General features: G+C 55.8%; 17 protein-coding genes. 4 read left to right on the forward strand and 13 right to left on the reverse strand.

From position 1 onward, the window contains the following. Nucleotides 1-3: 3 nt before the first annotated feature. Complete coding sequence (locus AC4ED1_RS03315) at nt 4-921, reverse strand: DMT family transporter (protein ID WP_490935978.1); 918 nt, start codon at nt 919-921, stop codon at nt 4-6. A 252-nt stretch (nt 922-1,173) separates the two neighbouring features. Here AC4ED1_RS03315 and leuC point away from each other — a divergent pair, with 252 nt between their 5' ends. The 3 genes from leuC (at nt 1,174) to AC4ED1_RS03330 (ending at nt 4,613) form a co-directional block, all read left to right on the forward strand. After that, nucleotides 1,174-2,580 (forward strand): 3-isopropylmalate dehydratase large subunit, encoded by a 1,407-nt coding sequence (gene leuC, locus AC4ED1_RS03320; protein WP_490935979.1) that lies wholly within the window; start codon nt 1,174-1,176, stop codon nt 2,578-2,580. An 11-nt stretch (nt 2,581-2,591) separates the two neighbouring features. Continuing rightward, entirely contained in the window at nt 2,592-3,179 is a 588-nt protein-coding gene (gene leuD / locus AC4ED1_RS03325; protein ID WP_490935980.1) for a 3-isopropylmalate dehydratase small subunit, read from the forward strand. A gap of 195 nt (nt 3,180-3,374) precedes the next feature. Beyond that, on the forward strand, nt 3,375-4,613 hold the full coding sequence (locus AC4ED1_RS03330; RefSeq protein ID WP_490935981.1) for a CotS family spore coat protein: 1,239 nt from the start codon (nt 3,375-3,377) through the stop codon (nt 4,611-4,613). Between the two features lie 28 nt (nt 4,614-4,641). Here AC4ED1_RS03330 and AC4ED1_RS03335 read toward each other — a convergent pair whose 3' ends face one another. The 9 genes from AC4ED1_RS03335 to AC4ED1_RS03375 form a co-directional block, all read right to left on the reverse strand. Continuing rightward, nucleotides 4,642-5,115, reverse strand: coding sequence for a 2-thiouracil desulfurase family protein (locus AC4ED1_RS03335; protein WP_490935982.1), 474 nt, complete (start codon nt 5,113-5,115; stop codon nt 4,642-4,644). Then, the gene (locus AC4ED1_RS03340) at nt 5,112-5,624 is read right to left on the reverse strand and encodes a methylated-DNA--[protein]-cysteine S-methyltransferase (RefSeq protein ID WP_490935983.1); all 513 of its coding nucleotides are present in this window, start codon (nt 5,622-5,624) and stop codon (nt 5,112-5,114) included. The genes AC4ED1_RS03335 and AC4ED1_RS03340 overlap by 4 nt, the downstream gene beginning before the upstream one ends. Then, the gene (gene queG / locus AC4ED1_RS03345) at nt 5,621-6,778 is read right to left on the reverse strand and encodes a tRNA epoxyqueuosine(34) reductase QueG (protein WP_490935984.1); all 1,158 of its coding nucleotides are present in this window, start codon (nt 6,776-6,778) and stop codon (nt 5,621-5,623) included. The genes AC4ED1_RS03340 and queG overlap by 4 nt, the downstream gene beginning before the upstream one ends. 143 nt (nt 6,779-6,921) lie before the next feature. Next, a complete protein-coding gene (locus AC4ED1_RS03350) occupies nt 6,922-7,350 on the reverse strand; it encodes an Hsp20/alpha crystallin family protein (protein ID WP_490935985.1) in 429 nt (142 codons plus the stop codon). 126 nt (nt 7,351-7,476) lie between these two features. After that, on the reverse strand, nt 7,477-7,911 hold the full coding sequence (gene rnhA / locus AC4ED1_RS03355) for a ribonuclease HI (protein ID WP_490935986.1): 435 nt from the start codon (nt 7,909-7,911) through the stop codon (nt 7,477-7,479). 62 nt (nt 7,912-7,973) lie between these two features. After that, nucleotides 7,974-8,153 (reverse strand): hypothetical protein, encoded by a 180-nt coding sequence (locus tag AC4ED1_RS03360; RefSeq protein WP_490935987.1) that lies wholly within the window; start codon nt 8,151-8,153, stop codon nt 7,974-7,976. A 9-nt stretch (nt 8,154-8,162) separates the two neighbouring features. Continuing rightward, nucleotides 8,163-9,392 (reverse strand): Ger(x)C family spore germination protein, encoded by a 1,230-nt coding sequence (locus tag AC4ED1_RS03365; RefSeq protein ID WP_490935988.1) that lies wholly within the window; start codon nt 9,390-9,392, stop codon nt 8,163-8,165. After that, nucleotides 9,370-10,485 carry a GerAB/ArcD/ProY family transporter gene (locus AC4ED1_RS03370; protein WP_490935989.1) on the reverse strand — a complete coding sequence of 372 codons (1,116 nt, stop codon included), beginning with the start codon at nt 10,483-10,485 and terminating at the stop codon, nt 9,370-9,372. The genes AC4ED1_RS03365 and AC4ED1_RS03370 overlap by 23 nt, the downstream gene beginning before the upstream one ends. After that, complete coding sequence (locus AC4ED1_RS03375) at nt 10,478-12,391, reverse strand: spore germination protein (protein WP_490935990.1); 1,914 nt, start codon at nt 12,389-12,391, stop codon at nt 10,478-10,480. Before AC4ED1_RS03375 ends, AC4ED1_RS03370 begins: the two co-directional genes overlap by 8 nt. A 173-nt stretch (nt 12,392-12,564) precedes the next feature. Between AC4ED1_RS03375 and AC4ED1_RS03380 the strand changes: the two genes are divergently transcribed. Next, nucleotides 12,565-13,311, forward strand: a complete 747-nt coding sequence (locus AC4ED1_RS03380) for a YhcN/YlaJ family sporulation lipoprotein (RefSeq protein WP_490935991.1) — start codon at nt 12,565-12,567, stop codon at nt 13,309-13,311. Between the two features lie 113 nt (nt 13,312-13,424). Here the strand turns inward: AC4ED1_RS03380 and aroF are convergent, their stop codons facing one another. From aroF to AC4ED1_RS03395, 3 genes are all read right to left on the reverse strand, one after another. Continuing rightward, nucleotides 13,425-14,468: a 3-deoxy-7-phosphoheptulonate synthase gene (gene aroF / locus AC4ED1_RS03385; protein ID WP_490935992.1), complete on the reverse strand. Its 1,044-nt coding sequence runs from the start codon at nt 14,466-14,468 to the stop codon at nt 13,425-13,427. A gap of 508 nt (nt 14,469-14,976) precedes the next feature. Further along, nucleotides 14,977-15,282 carry a DUF2614 family zinc ribbon-containing protein gene (locus tag AC4ED1_RS03390; RefSeq protein WP_490935993.1) on the reverse strand — a complete coding sequence of 102 codons (306 nt, stop codon included), beginning with the start codon at nt 15,280-15,282 and terminating at the stop codon, nt 14,977-14,979. 78 nt (nt 15,283-15,360) lie between these two features. Beyond that, entirely contained in the window at nt 15,361-16,782 is a 1,422-nt protein-coding gene (locus AC4ED1_RS03395) for a bifunctional metallophosphatase/5'-nucleotidase (protein WP_490935994.1), read from the reverse strand. Nucleotides 16,783-16,815: the final 33 nt, after the last annotated feature.

Raw genomic sequence — 16,815 nt, forward strand, 5'->3', positions numbered from 1 at the left:
CCCTCATTCCGGACCGGTAAAATTACCGCCGCGCTTCTCCATCCGCCTCCGTTCCAACAATCCGGTTGTCAAGGATACCCCGGCAAACACCAGCAGTCCTCCCCATACTTGGGCGGACGTGATCCTCTCGCCCAGACTGGCGCTGATGACGGCAGTAAAGACCGGTATCAAATTTAAAAACACGCCCGCTTGGCTCGCCCCGACGGCACGCACCGACATGTTCCAAAAAACGAACGAACCAGCGGACGGAAAGATCGCCATGTAAAGGATGCCCGTTATCGCCAGCGGGCCGATTTTGCCGATGTCGATCCCCTGCTGGGCGGCAAAGGGGGCCAGCAGCAACGTCCCAAACAAAGTGGAGACCGCCGTCGCGGTGATCGGCGGGATGCCCGCCAGCCGTTTGCCGATGATCGAATACACCGTCCAGACAAGGACCGAGGCGATCATCAACAAATCTCCCCGATTGTACTCAATATAAAAAATTTGCCCCAAATGCCCTTTGGTTAAAATGACGAACACTCCCACCAGCGAGAGGACAAATCCGGCGCTCTGCAGCCGGGAGATTCTCTCCCTTAACAAAAAGACGGAAAACAGCACCATGACGCCGGGATTCAGTGAGCTGACCAAAGCGGCGTTGGTCGCCGACGTGTATTCGAGTGCCGAATACAAAAGCAGGTTAAACCCGATCGCGCCAAGCAGCCCCATTATCAGAAGCGGAACCCATGCGCTGAAGGCGTTTTTCCAATCGGGTTTTTCGAGAAAATGAGCGATCGGGAACAGGAGAAACAGCGCCAGCACCCACCGCGAAAACGTGATCCAATGCGGGGTCATCTCCGCAATCACGTATTTTCCGAACACATAATTCCCCGCCCAGAACAAATTGCACAACACCAACAACACCCAAGCCCGGTATTTGCTCAAACGCGTACCCCTCCCGGAAAATCCCGATTTTCATAGGAAATATCTATATTTTTTATAAAAACTATATATTAGACCTATTGATAGATTCATGGTACAACATTAGTAGGACTTAAACAAGCGAAAGAAGACTCCGCATAAGAGCGTCCGCGCGGCGTCGAATCCAACCGCCGCATCCATGCGACGTATTCGACACCGGGCCATCCGTGACCGTCGCAACAGCGGAGTAAAACATCCAACAGGGGAGGAAGGAGAATGACGGCTCCACGCACGCTTTTTGAAAAGATATGGGATCAGCATGTGATTCATGCGGAACCCGGCAAACCCAGTCTGCTCTATATCGATTTGCATCTTGTACATGAGGTGACTTCGCCGCAGGCGTTTGAGGGACTGCGCATGGCGGGGCGGAAGGTTCGCCGGCCGGACCGGACCTATGCGGTGATGGACCATAACGTTCCGACCACCGACCGCAGTTTGCCGGTTGAAGACCCGATTTCCAAACAGCAGATGGAGACCCTTGCGCGCAACTGCGAAGAATTCGGCATCCGTCTGGCCGACCTGCACAGCCCGGATCAGGGGATTGTGCACGTCATCGGTCCGGAACTGGGCCTTACCCATCCGGGCATGACGATCGTCTGCGGGGACAGCCACACATCGACCCACGGAGCCTTCGGGGCGCTCGCTTTCGGCATCGGTACCAGCGAAGTGGAACACGTGCTGGCGACCCAATGCCTGTGGCAGTCCAAGCCGAAGACGATGGAGGTGCGCGTCAACGGCAAGCTCCCGCTTGGCGTTACGGCGAAAGACCTGATTCTCGGGATTATCGCCAAATACGGCACTGATTTTGGCACAGGATACGTGATCGAATACACGGGAGAAGCGATTCGTTCCCTTTCGATGGAAGAGCGGATGACGGTCTGCAACATGTCGATTGAAGCGGGGGCGCGGGCCGGCCTGATCGCGCCGGACGAAACCACTTACTCCTATCTCCGCGGACGCCGCTACGCGCCGCAGGGGGAGGCGTTTAACCAGGCTGTCGCCAGATGGGACGAACTGAAAACCGATGAAGGCGCCGTTTACGACAAGGTTGTGGAGTTTGACGCATCCAGCCTTGTTCCGCAAGTGACCTGGGGCACCAGCCCCGGCATGGGAACGGACATCACGGGACGCGTTCCCGATCCGGCGGATTTCGCTTCCCCAACCGAGCGAAAAGCGGCTGAGGCGGCACTGGCTTACATGGGCCTGACTCCGGGCACCCCGATGACCGGGATCAAGATCGACCGGGTGTTCATCGGTTCTTGCACGAACAGCCGGATCGAGGACCTGCGGGCCGCCGCCAAGGTCGTGCAAGGCAAAAAAGTGGCCCCTCATGTGAGCGCCATGGTTGTGCCAGGTTCTTACCGGGTGAAAGAACAGGCGGAACGGGAAGGGTTGGATAAAATTTTCAAAGAGGCGGGATTTGAGTGGAGAGAACCCGGTTGCAGCATGTGCCTGGCGATGAACCCGGACGTGTTGCAACCCGGCGAGCGCTGCGCCTCCACATCGAACCGGAACTTTGAAGGCCGCCAGGGACGCGGGGGACGCACGCACCTCGTATCCCCCGCGATGGCTGCGGCGGCTGCCATCGCCGGACACTTCGTCGACGTACGAAATTGGAAGTAGGAGGGATACACATGCAACCTTTTGTGAAACACACAGGCATCGTTGCGCCGTTGGACCGGGTGAATGTCGACACGGATGCGATCATCCCGAAACAATTTTTGAAGCGGATCGAACGGACGGGATTCGGCCAGTTCCTCTTCTATGACTGGCGGTTTGACGAAAACGGGAACCCGCGGGAAGACTTCGAACTGAACAAACCGCGGTACAAAGGTGCTTCCATCCTGTTGGCCCGGCATAACTTCGGATGCGGGTCTTCCCGGGAACATGCGCCCTGGTCACTGCTCGACTACGGATTCCGGGCAATCATCGCCCCGTCATTTGCCGATATTTTCTACAACAACTGTTTCAAAAACGGGATTCTCCCGATCCGCCTGCCGGAAAGCGACGTCGACAGCCTGTTCGCCCGCACGGCATCGATCAACGGTTACCAACTGACCATCGACTTGGAGAATCTTACGATTTCCGATAACGAAGGATTCCGTACGTCTTTCGAAGTCGATCCGTACCGGCGCGAACTGCTGCTGAAAGGACTGGACGACATCGGCCTCACCCTGCAGTATGAGGACAAGATCCGCACTTATGAAGAGCGGCTGGCGTAAAAGCGGAAAACGGCCTGGCAGTTTGCCAGGCCGTTTTCCAGTTTGTAAAGCGAGTAACCGGCTTGCAAGATAACCGTTGCCCGGCCCCGACGTTCCCGGTATGCGGCTTACTTCGCACGGACATAAAAACGGTCGATAACACGCCCACTCCATTCCGCCCTGTTTTTCATATCGTGGTAACAGGAGGTGCGGCCCATGGCAATCCGTAAACAAATTCCTTCGTGGATGAAGGACCTGTGGAAGGAACTGACGACACCGCCAAAATTTCTGAACGTCCCGAGGCCCGACAAACCGAAATCGCCGAAGGACAACCGCCACAAATCTTCTACACAAAACAAAAAGTTAAACCGGGAGGATCGGCACCGTCAGGACAGAGTGGACCCGGACGAAGAAGAGGAAGACCTGTCGGCCCGAAATCTCGAGATGATCTTCCGGTCAAACGGCTATCCGCCCCAAATCCTGGAATCCTATCCGTTTCAGGTCCGGCGGGCGGTGCCGTTCGGCCCGGTTATGCGGCTGGAAACCTCAAACGGCACCATCGCGCTGAAACGTTCCCGCCTGAACTCCAAGCGCCTGCTGTTCATGTGGAGAGCCTTGCAGCACATTGAAAAAAACGGGTTCACCCGAATTGCCCGCATCGTCCCCAACAAAGAAAATCTCCCGTTTACGGTGCAAGGGGACGAATACTACTATGCATCCGAATGGATCGCGGGGCAACCGGTCGATTTTTCATCGACGGTGCACATCGGGGAAACCGCCCTTGCGATTGCCGAATTCCATCAGGCTTCCCGCGGTTTTGAAACTACATTCTACCATCCGCAAGGGGCGTTCGGAATCGACAAGCTGTTGCAAACGCGTGCGAAACAATTTGATTTGTTTTTGTCAAAGGCGCATGCCAAACGAAAGCCGGATGCGGTGGACCGGTTTGTCATCCGCCATATCCCCGACTATAGGAAACAAGCGCAACAAGCGGCCAAACTGTTGGAAGATCCGCGCTGCCAAGATTTTCTCATCCGGAGCCAGGCGAATCCCGGCCTCTGCCATCTCGACATCACTCCGCAAAATTTGATCTACACACCGCATTACCGCGTGTACCTGATCGATTTCGACATGATGTCGTACGGGCCGCGGATGCTTGATATCGGCCACATGATCCGCCGCAGCCTGCAAGCGAACGAATGGAAACGGGAACCGGCCCTCATCTCGCTGGTTCAGGTGAACCGGGTGGAGCCGCTTCGCCATGCGGAATATCGGATTCTCCAAGCGATTTTGACGTTCCCGCACTCGGTTTGGAAAAGCTGCCACACCCATTATATGAACCGGCCCACCCCGTACACGTTGGCGCGTTTGGAGTTGCTGCAGGAGCAAGAGCAGGCCCGGCAATCTTTCCTGCAAGACTTCGCGGCCCACGTGGAGCGGCACAAAGGAAGCTAAAAGGCCGCGCATAAGCGCGACCCCATCTTTAAACCCGGCCGTCTCCTTCGAACGTCTCTTTCCAGGTCTCTTCCGAACAAACCCGAATCCCGTTCGCTGCAAACAGGGCGGCCGTCACCCCGCGCCCCGCTTTTTTGCCGCCGGTAAAAGTCCCGTCGTAAATCAGCGAGGAACCACAGGAAGGGCTGCGTTCTTTCAAAATCGCACGCGTGGCACCGGCCAGCCGGGCTATCCGCAGCGCCTCTTCCGCCCCTTTCAGAAAAGCGTCCGTAACATCGGCGCCATCATCCGTGACAACACGCGCCCGTCCTTCCAGCACGTCTGTCCCTTCACCGCCTACGATCTGGGCGGGCGGCCGCGGGGTGGACAATCCTCCCATCTGCTCCGGGCAGACGGGAATCGCCTCCCCCCGTCCCACCAGTGCCCGCAATTCCTCGACCGGATTGGCGTCTCCGTCATACCGGCAATGACAGCCAACCAAACAAGCGGAAATCACGATCATCGCGGTTTCTCCCCCTGCTCCAACCGCAAAAGGACGTTCTTGATGTCGGTTCTGTCACCGGCATATCCGACCAAATCCCCGTTCTTTCCGATCACCCGGTGGCAGGGAATCAAAATCGGCAGCGGATTCACACGGTTCGCCTGTCCGATCGCCCGCAGCGCTTTCGGTTTGCCGACGGCCGCCGCGATATCCGCATAGCTTCGGACTTCGCCATAGGGAATCGCTAGCAGCTCCCGCCAGACCCGCTTTCGGAATTCCGTCCCTTCGATCGACAAGGGAAGGTCAAACCGGCGCCGTTCACCGTTAAAATACTCCCGCAATTGCCGAACGGCAGCCCGGCACAGTTCTTGATCCCGCGGCAGTTCTCCAAGTTCCTCCCGGTATTCCCGCCACTCTTCCTCCGTCATCGCCACCTTGCGGACGCCTCGCTCATCCACCACCACGTAAATCGGGCCGATCGGCGATTGCAAGACATCATACCCGGTTTTCGTTTCTGAACATGCATTCATCGTCTGCCCCTCTTCCTTATCCAGTTCATTTCCCGCCGGACCTCCGGATCGGTTTCTTTCGCCAGCGCCGCTTCAACAGCCCGCCTGGCCTCCTCGCCGCCGATCCGCCCCAGCGACCAGGCGGCGGTTCCCCGTATTTCCGGCCGTTCGTCTTCCAGGAGTTCAATCAGCTTGGGGATGGCCCGCGGGTCGCGGATATTTCCAAGCGCAATGATCGCGTTTCGTTTCACCACAGTCAACCCGCGCCAGGCGGCGGCCGTTTTGCCGAAAATCCGCTTGAACTCGCGGTTGCTCATCGCAAGCAGTTCCAACAGATCCGGGTAGGACAGATTTTCATCCGGCAAAAATCCTTCATGCGTGGCCGCCACCTTCTCCTTGTTCGCCGGACAGACGGCCTGACAGGTGTCGCAGCCCCAGATCCGGGAGCCGAACTTTGTGCGGAATTCTTCCGGCACAAACCCTTTCATCTGTGTGATATACGACAAACATTTGCCGGAATCGGTGGTGTACGGATTGACAAGCGCCCCCGTCGGGCAGGCCCGGATGCAGAGATCGCAATCGCCGCAAAGCGTCGCCGGACCGGGTGGACTCGGCTCAATTGCGACATCGGTCACCAGTTGTCCGAGGAATACCCAGGAGCCGTACTTTTCCGTGATGATCGAACAGTGTTTGCCGAACCATCCGATGCCGGCCCTTTGCGCGACGGAACGATCGACCAGCGGACCGGTGTCGACGGACGAATGATGGGCGATCGGGCGTCCGACGCGTTTCTCGATCTCGGCTGCCAGCGCGTTCAACTTTTCCCGCAGCACGTGATGGTAGTCGAGTCCCCAGGCGTATTTGGACAACACCCCGCGGATTCCCCGCGGTCGCTTTAACGTACCGTGCCGTTCCGTATGATAAGCCATCGCGATTGCGACAATCGATTTGGCTCCCGGGACAAGCGCTCCGGGATCAATCCGTTCTGCAATGACCGGGTGTTCCAAACCGGACTCGTACCCTTTTTCCCGGTACATCTTCAGGGTTTCCGCCACATCGTGAAACGGTTCCGCCGTTGTGGTACAAAGTAGGTCGATTCCAAGCCCCCGGCGGATGTCTTCCATGTCCCGGCAGGTCAGTTCCCAGTGACCCGGACCGTTCGACGGTGCCTGCATCCCCACACCTCCTTCAAAACAGCTCCGCTAAGCCAAGTTTACCACAAAGCTCCAGATTCCAAGCGGCATGTTGAGCCAAACCTCCGGCTTCAACAATAAAATCAAGAGGGGCGAAGGCCCCTCTTTCATTGCGCGGTTGACGGTTATTCGATTTCAATGCGATTCCTTTTGGGCAGTTGAGGATGTTTTTTCTTCAGTACCACTGTCAGCAAACCGTCTTCGAATTTGGCTTTCGCCTCTTCTTCCTTCACGTCGGACGGCAGAGAAATTGTTCTTTGCAGATTGCCGTAATTTCTTTCCCTGCGGTAATAGCGTTTGGTGTCGTCCTTTTCTTCCACTTCTTCCTGTTTCTCCGCCGTCACGGTGATACTGCGCTCGCCCAGTTCAATGGCGATCTGGTCTTTCTTGAATCCCGGGAGTTCGACTTCCACGATGACTTCGTCTGCCGTTTCTTTTACGTCGACTTGCATCTGTTCGCGGAAAAGCAGGAACGGTTCCCTGAAGAAGTCGAGCATGTCTCTGTCGGGGTTTTGCCCCCAAGGTTTCGGAAAAAATCCTTTCATTCTGCTCATCTTCAATCCCTCCCAATTTTGAATGGACAAACATCCTCATCAATTATTATACAACTTGCGGAAAGGATTGGAACGACGCAGAACAAGGTTTTAACATGAAATCGTTTGCAATTTAGCGAAAAAAATTCAAGACTTCGGGGTAGCAGCACGGGCCAGCTCGTCACAGCGTTCGTTCCAATAATCTCCGGCATGTCCCTTGACTTTCAACCATTCCACATCATGTGTCCGGTAGAGCCGCAAGAGTTCCTGCCAAAGCTCCTTGTTGGCTACAGGCTCTTTTTTTGCGTTGACCCAGCCGTTTTTTTCCCAACCGACATACCACTTTTCCTTAAAACAGTTGATCAGGTAGGCGGAATCGCTGTAAAGCTTGACCTTGCAGGGTTCCTTTAACAATTTCAAAGCTTCGATCGCGGCGGTCAGTTCCATCTTGTTGTTGGTCGTTTCTTTCTCGCCGCCCGAAATCTCCTTTGCCACATCTCCGTAAATCAAGACGGCTCCCCACCCCCCCGGCCCCGGATTGCCGGAGCAGGCGCCGTCGGTGTAAATCGTCACTTCTTTCATGCCCTGCCTCTCCTCTTCTGCGCTTTGTCCCGAACATTTTACCATAATTTGTTGCCATCCGTTTACACGTTGTTTCGCAAAAGGGACCAGACAGACAGCCCGAAAGCGATCGCAGCCACCACATAGGCCCCCCAGGCGCCGGACTTGATGCCCCTCGCCGCCATCCAACGCCCGAAATTAACGGTATAAATGGTGACGCCGGCCGGAATGATCATCTGCAAAATCAAATTGAGCCACTTCATGCGAACCTCCTATTTTGCTTCCACCGGAGCGAGTTGGGTTCCAACCCGGCGGATCTGGAAATCGATCGCCACTTCAATCTGTGCGTCCTTCAGCTTGCTGCGGAAATCAAACTGCGCCAGTTCCCCGTCTGTTGCAAATTGATCGCGGGCCCACCGGACGATGTTGAACGGTTCGACTTGATACTCGTGATACATCCGGGCAAGCAGCGATTTTTGCCGCTCCTCCAAACGCTGCCGGATGTGCCGTTCCAGCAGGTTCATCGTGCCGAGAGCCGTCAGATCCGTTTTTCCCTGCGTTTCGATGAGATCTCCTTCCAGCTTCTCGCGGATGAACACCCGCATGGGAACGGATTTCGCGTCGACACGGATCTCGGATGACCGGGCATGTTTCAGTTCCATCGCCAAATGTTCCCCTTTCGCGAACGGGCTTTCAAAATCCATCAGCGTCCGTTGCAGTTCTCCCCGCAAAGCGAGCAGCATCCGGGTGTCAATGCCGTCCAGAATCGCAACCAGCCGGTCCCTGCTGAAGACTGCCGTGCCGACAATCTCAACCGGATTGCCGCCTTTGCGAACCACTTGGCCGGGTTGAAACGACAAGTCGGCCCCCCGTTGTACCCCCGAATTCACCGCGATCACCGCCGTAACCGGATCCTCGGTGGGGGATTCGGCTGCGATTATGAATTTATGCAGTTTTTGCACGGGTGCCAATCCCGTATGGCGGGCCACAAGCATAAGATCTTCGTGCCATCTGGAAACCGACTGTTCCAAAACCGGCTTGTTCGACTCAAACATTTTTCTGACCGTGCCTTTCACCAAAAAGATGTTTGTGGTCCGCCGAACCTCCCGTAAACGAGTCAACGGCCGTATGAGTTTGCCAACCCCTTCGCGTGCCAGTTCTTCCCCGATGTAAACCGATGTCAAATGAAGCAGGGAAACGCGCCGTTCCACCGTGGTGTTTAACAGAGTAATCGCTTCTCCAATCGTATGGGCTCTGACTGTAACGGGTTTTGTCCCACCCAGTTTGTCGGCGCCGGCAGCCGCCCCACCGCCGCCCCCACCGGACGATGTTGCGGGAATCGCGATCCGGGCCGTCACGTCCATTGTGTCGTCCGGCCCTTTATCGATTCCCAAAGCAACAACAAAAGCCATGCCTTCCAGCTCGATCCTGTCATAGCACCCGGCCAGAGGGACCGTCAGGATTGCGGTCAAAATCAGTTTACACAACTTGTGACAACTCATCTCCGCTCTCCTCCTTCCGCCGCTTCATGTATGCCCGCAACAGCACACCCAGAGGCAGAATGTCCACTACAACCCAACCCCATTTGAAAATGTACCGGTGGTTCATCTCCACCGTTTCGGTAAAGCTGGCCGTCAAAAACGCGAGGCTGTAAACAATGATCGCCAGCGGGAAGACAAGCGGCCGGTTAACCGGCATTTTGCAGGCGGCAGCGATCAAATACGAGCCGATCCACAAGGCGACCGCCACTTTGATCAGGGTCATCGAGACCCAGATGAATACAAATGCCGCCTCCAAACGCTGTATAAAATGCCCGATGTAAATCAGCCGCCCAAGCTGGTACAGCGGGAAGGGAGACTGTACGCCTCCCTCCTTGGAAAACGTTAAAGTAAACACCAGAGTTACGGTTGCATAGGTCAGTCCCACCGCCAAAATGCTCCAATACCCGATCTTAACCGCATCTTGCCGGTGCCTGAGCCGTGCCGCGAGCACAGCCAGAAAAAGAACGTTCACAAACACGCTTGTGAACAATCCGCCGCTGTGCAAAATTTCCCGTACACCCGTTCCCCAGAGCGGAAACAAATACTGCAAATCAACCCAGTTGCTGTCCATGACCAGCAGCAGGATTAATCCGAGAAACATCCAGGGCGCGAGAAACCATGCCACACGGGTCAGTCCTTCGATCCCCGTATAAGCGAAATAAACGGCAACCGCCAGAAACGGGATTGTCAAAAAAGAGATCGGGGATCTGGGCAAAACAGTCGTGATCAATGCTTCGGCAAACGTCCGCATCAGCGCGGAAATGTCCACCAGCAGGTACACGGCGATGACGACCGCCAACATGCCGGATATCCGGTTTCCGAAGTAACGTTCGGATAACGACTGCAAGTCCTCGCCATATTGCCTGACCAACGCCGGTTGCATCAGTCTCCACAGTACCAGCCAAATGACGGTTGACACCAGAGGAATCATCCACCCGGCGGAACCGCCAAAGCGGACCAGCGATTGGGGATAGTACAGCGCGACATCCGCCGTCGAAGAAATTACAAGCAGCGCGAACAGTTCCTTTGTTCCAAGATGTCCCGTTTTAATCATGCCGGTCACCTCTTTCGCCTGAACCGGAGCCGTGCGGTTCGTATCTCGTTCCCGCCTGTTTCGGGTCCGGCAACCGATTTTGCGCTTCTTGCGAATCATGTACGGTCGGATCCCAAGGCCGCGTGAAACGCGCCTGTCGTCGGATCGACTGCGGCCGCAAAATTACAGGGCGCTTTTCATGGGTGAACACCGGTCCGTATAGGATCACGTCCGGAGAGACCCCGTGAAACGGAGCTATCGGGGAAACCATCGGTACACCAAAGGACTTTAAGGTCAACACGTGCATCACGAGTACGAGAATCCCCAGTGTGACGCCATAGAATCCCCAGATTCCGGCCGCAAAAATGAACAAGAAACGCAACGCCCGGAATGCAAACGAAAGGTTGTAATTCGGCAAGGTGAAGGAAGCCAACGCCGTTACCGCCACAACGATGACCAGCAGCGGGGAGACAATGCCTGCCTGCACGGCAGCCTGTCCGAGAATCAAAGCTCCCACAATGCCGATCGTCGGTCCGATGACGTTGGGAATCCGGATGCCGGCTTCCCTGATCAGTTCGATGGCAAACTCCATCGTGAGCACTTCAAACACGGTGGGAAACGGCACTTTTTCCCTGGCCGCCGCGATTGCCAACATCAGGTCTGGCGGAAACATCTCCGGATGGTAATTGGTAACGGAAATATAAAAGGCCGGCAACAGCAGAGCGATCAACATCCCCAAAAAACGGATGATCCGGATTAAAGAACCAAACGGGTACCGGATGTACGCGTCTTCCGCCGTATGCATCAGCGACCAGATCAACGCGGGCATGACGAGAACGTATGGACTCTGGCCGACAAAAACGGCGACATAGCCTTCCATCAAGGACGCCGCCACCCGGTCCGGCCGTTCCGTTGCCAACATTTTCGGAAACAAGCCCTTCGGCGGATCTTCGATAAATTGCTCCAACGTGCCGCTGTCCTGCAAAAAATCGATTTTGACCGCCTCAATCCGCCGCTTTATTTCCTGTACGAGCCGCGGGTTGGTTATTCCTTTGACATACATGATCGCCACGTCGGTCGGGGCGACTTCCCCCACTTTCAACATTTCCGTGATCAGCCGTTCGGAACGGAGGCGGGAACGGACCAGCCCCGTGTTGAAACGGAGGTTTTCCGTGAAAGCGTCATGCGGCCCCCGCACCACCGATTCGGTGGTTGTCTCCCCCACCCCGCGCTGTTCCCAGCCTTTTGTCTCGACGACGAGCGCTTTGTCAACACCCTCGACAAATACCGCCGTGGAGCCGCCCAGGACGTTTTTCAGCACCTCTTCCCACTTGCCGTACTCCATGACCTGATTGCCGGGAAGCAGTTTTCCCTTGATGGCGGTAAGCCGGTCCTGCTCTTTCTGTTCGGGAGGGAGCGGGGAAAATATCATCAGCGGTTCCAGCACGGACGAGTTGATCGTCTTTTTGTCCGAAATTCCTTCGATGAACAGGGCAAACGCTTGCACCGGCTGCCGGTCGGAAATGGTAAAATCCCGAATGATGACGTCCGCGTTTTCAGGTAAATGAAAAATCCGGTTGACCACATCCTTGTTGTCCTGCAGACGGTTGGACAGACACTCTGGAACCGGGTCGTCCGGTTTGCCCTCTTTCACAACCGGATGCGATCGGTCTTTCCGCTTGCCGTCCGCCGGCTTCTGCCGTTTGTCTGGTTCCTGCTCTCTCTCCCCCGTTTTCGCCTGGGGATCCAAACGTTTTACCAACCGTTTCAGCTTGATCGGTTTTACCTTCTCCTTTTCCCCGCGGTTTCGGCTTGTATCGAACCGGTCCTCTTCATCGGTCCCCTCATCCGGCAGCAAGGAAAAATCCTCGTCCAAGATCGTATCGTCAACGGTGAGCAAACGACCGATTTTCGACCAGACTGACATTGCAGTACCTCCCCGGAACTCGTTTGTCCCTATGTTTCCCCGGCTTTACCGAAGCATACATATTTTTCCGGGCTTTGGTCACGCTAGGGATAACCTGCGAACGGCGCAACTGCGCCTCACGGGCATGGAAGCAACGGCCCCAGAAACAAACGAATGGCGAAAGGAGTTCATTTATGCGTTCCCGTACTTTCATACCGGCACTGATCGTACCCCTGTCGCTTGCCGTAACGATGACAGCTTGCACGGCGGGGCGAAACGCGGCACCGGATCGCGGCGAAATCAAACAGGCTCATCCGCCGGAGATGACCTCCGAGGGAATCAAGGCAGACTACCGGATAGCGGAGGAACTGAATAAAATCCCCGGTCTGCAGGGGGCAGCGGTCCTCATTCGCAACGGCGAGGCCTATGTCGGGGCTCACGTCATCGGCGGCGAAAAAGCGCCGGACGCCTACATGAAAAAACCGTACGGCACCTATTATCCGGACGGACAACAGCCCTGGGCCAAGCACGATCCACGGTCTCCGAATTCGGGCAAAGGAATTCCCAACTCCAACGCGTCCGGGTCCCCCGAAACCGACCAAAACGGGGTCACCCAGTCCGGCCGAAACATCAACGACATAAACAATTCGCCGGGGAGTACCGTTCCGCCTGGCCATTCCAGTACCGCCACCGATCGGCCGGACCCCAGCCAGGCAGGCTCCGCCACCGGAAACGTCGCCCCGGAGTTGGTAAAGAAAATTGAATCCACGGTCAAATCGATGGCTCCAAATGTGACAAAAGTTTATTTCACCGGAGAACTTGAAAGCGTCAACCGTTTGCAAGGATACGCCCGCTACATTCAAGACGGCGGATCCATGGAACGGCTGGTCAACGATTTTAACCGGACGGTCAAACAGATCTTCCCTGCCGCAAAACCTTAGCTTTGCGGCAGTAAAAAAACCGCCGCTCCCAGGAGCGGCGGCTGATCGGTTAAACTAAAAGTCGGGAATATTTTCCATTTTTTGCTTATGGAGGCCGGTCATTGCTGGAACGGTTATTGCGCGGCAGACGCCGCCCGTGGACCCTCCATCCGCATTCCCAAAGCCTGCGTCAACGCCTTGATTTCTTTCATCAAAGCCGCAAACTGCGGAATCGTCAGCGACTGGGCGCCGTCCGACAGCGCTTTTGGCGGATTCGGGTGCATCTCGATCATCAGACCGTCCGATCCGACGGCGATTCCCGCCTTGCTCATCGCCGGAACGTAGGATGCGACTCCCGTACCGTGGCTCGGGTCGACGATTACCGGCAAATGGGACAGCCTGCGGACGACAGGGATCGCATTCAAATCCAGCGTGTTGCGGGTAGCCGTCTCGAAAGTGCGGATTCCCCGCTCACACAAAATCACATCTGGATTTCCGCCGCTCAGAACATATTCCGCTGCCATCAGCCACTCTTCGATCGTTGCGGACAGACCCCTTTTCAGCATGACCGGCTTGTTGATCCTGCCCAGTTCGCGAAGCAAAGGGAAATTTTGCATATTGCGGGCCCCGATTTGAATGATGTCGGCATATTCCGCCACCAGTTCCAAATTTTCCAGATCCATCAACTCGGTTACAATTTTGAGACCGGTTTTTTCACGGGCTTCCGCCAGGAGTTTCAACCCTTCCTCGCCAAGCCCGTTGAACGCGTAGGGAGACGTGCGCGGTTTAAACGCTCCGCCGCGCAAAATCTGCGCACCCGCTTCTTTTACCGCATAGGCGCACTCCATTAACTGCTCGCGGCTTTCCACCGAACAGGGTCCAGCCATGATGACGACATTGCCGCCGCCAATTTGCACTCCGCCGACATCGACAACCGTCGGCTCCGGATGAAAATCCCGGCTTGCCAGTTTAAACGGATGCGTGACATGAACCACCGACTCCACACCGTTAAAGCTGGTAAACGGAAATCCTTCCACGTTGCGCTTGTTGCCGATCAATCCGACAATCGTGCGCTCTTCCCCCCTCGATATGTGAACCTGCATCCCCAACTCCTCGATTGCCGACTTTAACGCCTGCAGATCTTGTTCGGTCGCTTCTTTGTGCATCACGATTACCATTGTACCCATTCCTCCTCATTCAAGTCTGTAAAAGACAAGAGAACTTTCCCGCAAAAGCGACGGGCGCCTGGGCGGGAACCCCGCAAAAGTTCCGGATGGCTTTTCCGCTTTGCCGGGACCCGCATAAAATAAAAACGCCCCTTCCCACATGCGAAGGGACGAACATTGCAGTCCGCGGTACCACCCTGCTTGACCGCCTCACAAACCCTGCGGCATGCCGCCTGTGGGTTAGTGAAAACAATCCGCTTGGCTCTTGATAAGGGATCGAGTCTCCCTGCCCGTTCCCGAAGTGTAATTCGGCCTTGCAGTTCCCCCGGTTCGCACCGGCCACCGGGTCTCTGAAGCTGGCAAACCGCAAGCCTACTGGGCTTCGTTCCTCACGGACATGCACTTTCGCGCTTAGACGCTTTTACGCGCTAAACTAAACTTGAATTTAGATGAATTGTACCACCGGGATCGTGAAGCCGTCAATACGAATTTTATACGGCGAGTCAACACTTGAGACGAATCATTTTGCAGGGTTGATCAATCGTCCGTTTTCGTCAAGGCGGAGCGGCGTCCGGCAAAACATGCAGAAATCTTCACGCCCCAACACTTTCGTATGCTTTCCACAGTTCGGGCATTGAACCTGCGGAATCCGCACGGAAACCGCACCCATGCGGAAATAAATGCCGATACTGACCGTGATCAGCAGCAGTCCGACGACAAAGAACACCGCCAGCAGGGAGCGAAAAAACACGCCGATGTACATAAGAATAAATGCGGCAAAAATCAACCCTAGCGCCAGATTGCGCAGACGAACCAGTTTGTTCATACGTGCCACCCTTTTATTATTGTATATTGCGTTACCTGTTCCATTATATCAAAACAAAAGAGGCCCTCAACAACGGCCTCATACGGCTTTCCTAAGCCAGCGGCGGATTTTCGCCCGTTCGATGTTCGCCGGTTCCAGCAACGCCCGTTCAACAATCTCCCGCAGCAAGAAAGGTTCGATCCGGATCTTGGTGCCGCGGGCCATTTCTTCGTAGACGCCGGAGAACACCAGATAATCCGCAGTGACCACGCGGTAAATCCGATTGTCGTCAAACGGTTGGCGCTCCGTCCGGATTCGCAAAATCCGGCCTTCCTCGCCGTATTCCACCTGCAGCCCGGACAGCGCAAGCGACCCGATCTCCTTGCCGCGAAATCCGAATCCCATCCCCTTGCTGTGCGTATAGGACGGATCCAGCGCTTTCCGCAGCACATCCCGAATCTGCCAGCCATACAGCTCGATCAGCACCGGATTGATCGGGGAAGGGCAGCAAGCAAGCAGCATTCTTCGCGTCAACGGTCCCGCTGCCAAACCGGACAGAAACACGCCCGTATTGACAACCGCCAGGTCCGCGCCCGCCAACTCCCGCATCTCATCCGCCACCAGATTGCCAAGTTCCGACTCCTCGTGAAAATGATGGTACAACGCCGCCGGCACCTGCGCGATGACCCGGTCCAACACCTGATCCGCCCGTCTGCGCCACGTTTCCAGAATGGCCTGCAAATCGTCATCGACGCCAACCGAATCGTCGCGCGGAATCACACGCCCCGCCACGTTCCGGATCCGCCGTTTCGCTTCATCAAAGTCGATTGTCAGATGCCCGAAATACTGTGCGAATTTTCCCGCTTGGGCAATCCAGACATTTTGGATCCGCTCCGGTTCTTCCAATAAATTGTGCGTATGGGATCCCAATATAATATCCACTCCGCAGATCCTGCTGGCCAAGTTGCGATCGACCGAAAGGCCGAGATGTGACAGCAAAATCACAATCTCCGCGCCCTGTCGCCGCAGTTCCACCGTCAGTTCCCGGACGGTTTCAATCGGGTCAAGGGCATGGACTCCCTCCATACCGTAATATTCGTTGTAAGGCGCCGTCAACCCGAATATCCCGATTTTGACGCCACTTTGTTCCACCACCAGCGTATCCCGAAAAAAAGGAAACTTGCCGCCCGTCGCCAAATCCCGCAAGTTGGAAGTCAGCACCGGGGCGGCCGACTCCCGGCACAGCGGCTCCCAATGCTCACGCGGGATAATCAACCCCTCGTTGTTGCCGAACACCCAAGCGTCATAATCCAGCGCCTTCAGCAAAGCCGCGTTGACAAGCCCCATGGTGCCGTCCGTTTCGGGACACATGCGATCCGCATGATCTCCAACGTCGAACAACAACACCGCTTCGCTTTGTGCAGCCAATTGTTCACGCAACCGGCGGATTTGCGTCGCCACTTTGAGATATTGGTCCAAGTGGCTGTGCACATCGTTGGTATGCAGAAGATGCAACTTCATCCTTTCCCTTCTCCCCGCACAATGTGGTACTGC

Source organism: Effusibacillus sp. SKA8, from assembly GCF_058273125.1.

What these genes read in the sequence shown, in the direction of transcription:
- AC4ED1_RS03330 (WP_490935981.1), top strand. Translation starts at nt 3,375, where the DNA reads ATGGCAATCCGTAAACAAATTCCTTCGTGGATGAAGGACCTGTGGAAG.
- AC4ED1_RS03335 (WP_490935982.1), bottom strand. Translation starts at nt 5,115, where the DNA reads ATGATCGTGATTTCCGCTTGTTTGGTTGGCTGTCATTGCCGGTATGAC.
- AC4ED1_RS03360 (WP_490935987.1), bottom strand. Translation starts at nt 8,153, where the DNA reads ATGAAGTGGCTCAATTTGATTTTGCAGATGATCATTCCGGCCGGCGTC.
- leuC (WP_490935979.1), top strand. Translation starts at nt 1,174, where the DNA reads ATGACGGCTCCACGCACGCTTTTTGAAAAGATATGGGATCAGCATGTG.
- AC4ED1_RS03395 (WP_490935994.1), bottom strand. Translation starts at nt 16,782, where the DNA reads ATGAAGTTGCATCTTCTGCATACCAACGATGTGCACAGCCACTTGGAC.
- leuD (WP_490935980.1), top strand. Translation starts at nt 2,592, where the DNA reads ATGCAACCTTTTGTGAAACACACAGGCATCGTTGCGCCGTTGGACCGG.
- AC4ED1_RS03365 (WP_490935988.1), bottom strand. Translation starts at nt 9,392, where the DNA reads ATGAGTTGTCACAAGTTGTGTAAACTGATTTTGACCGCAATCCTGACG.
- queG (WP_490935984.1), bottom strand. Translation starts at nt 6,778, where the DNA reads ATGCAGGCACCGTCGAACGGTCCGGGTCACTGGGAACTGACCTGCCGG.
- AC4ED1_RS03390 (WP_490935993.1), bottom strand. Translation starts at nt 15,282, where the DNA reads ATGAACAAACTGGTTCGTCTGCGCAATCTGGCGCTAGGGTTGATTTTT.
- AC4ED1_RS03350 (WP_490935985.1), bottom strand. Translation starts at nt 7,350, where the DNA reads ATGAGCAGAATGAAAGGATTTTTTCCGAAACCTTGGGGGCAAAACCCC.
- rnhA (WP_490935986.1), bottom strand. Translation starts at nt 7,911, where the DNA reads ATGAAAGAAGTGACGATTTACACCGACGGCGCCTGCTCCGGCAATCCG.
- aroF (WP_490935992.1), bottom strand. Translation starts at nt 14,468, where the DNA reads ATGGTAATCGTGATGCACAAAGAAGCGACCGAACAAGATCTGCAGGCG.
- AC4ED1_RS03375 (WP_490935990.1), bottom strand. Translation starts at nt 12,391, where the DNA reads ATGTCAGTCTGGTCGAAAATCGGTCGTTTGCTCACCGTTGACGATACG.
- AC4ED1_RS03370 (WP_490935989.1), bottom strand. Translation starts at nt 10,485, where the DNA reads ATGATTAAAACGGGACATCTTGGAACAAAGGAACTGTTCGCGCTGCTT.
- AC4ED1_RS03380 (WP_490935991.1), top strand. Translation starts at nt 12,565, where the DNA reads ATGCGTTCCCGTACTTTCATACCGGCACTGATCGTACCCCTGTCGCTT.
- AC4ED1_RS03340 (WP_490935983.1), bottom strand. Translation starts at nt 5,624, where the DNA reads ATGAATGCATGTTCAGAAACGAAAACCGGGTATGATGTCTTGCAATCG.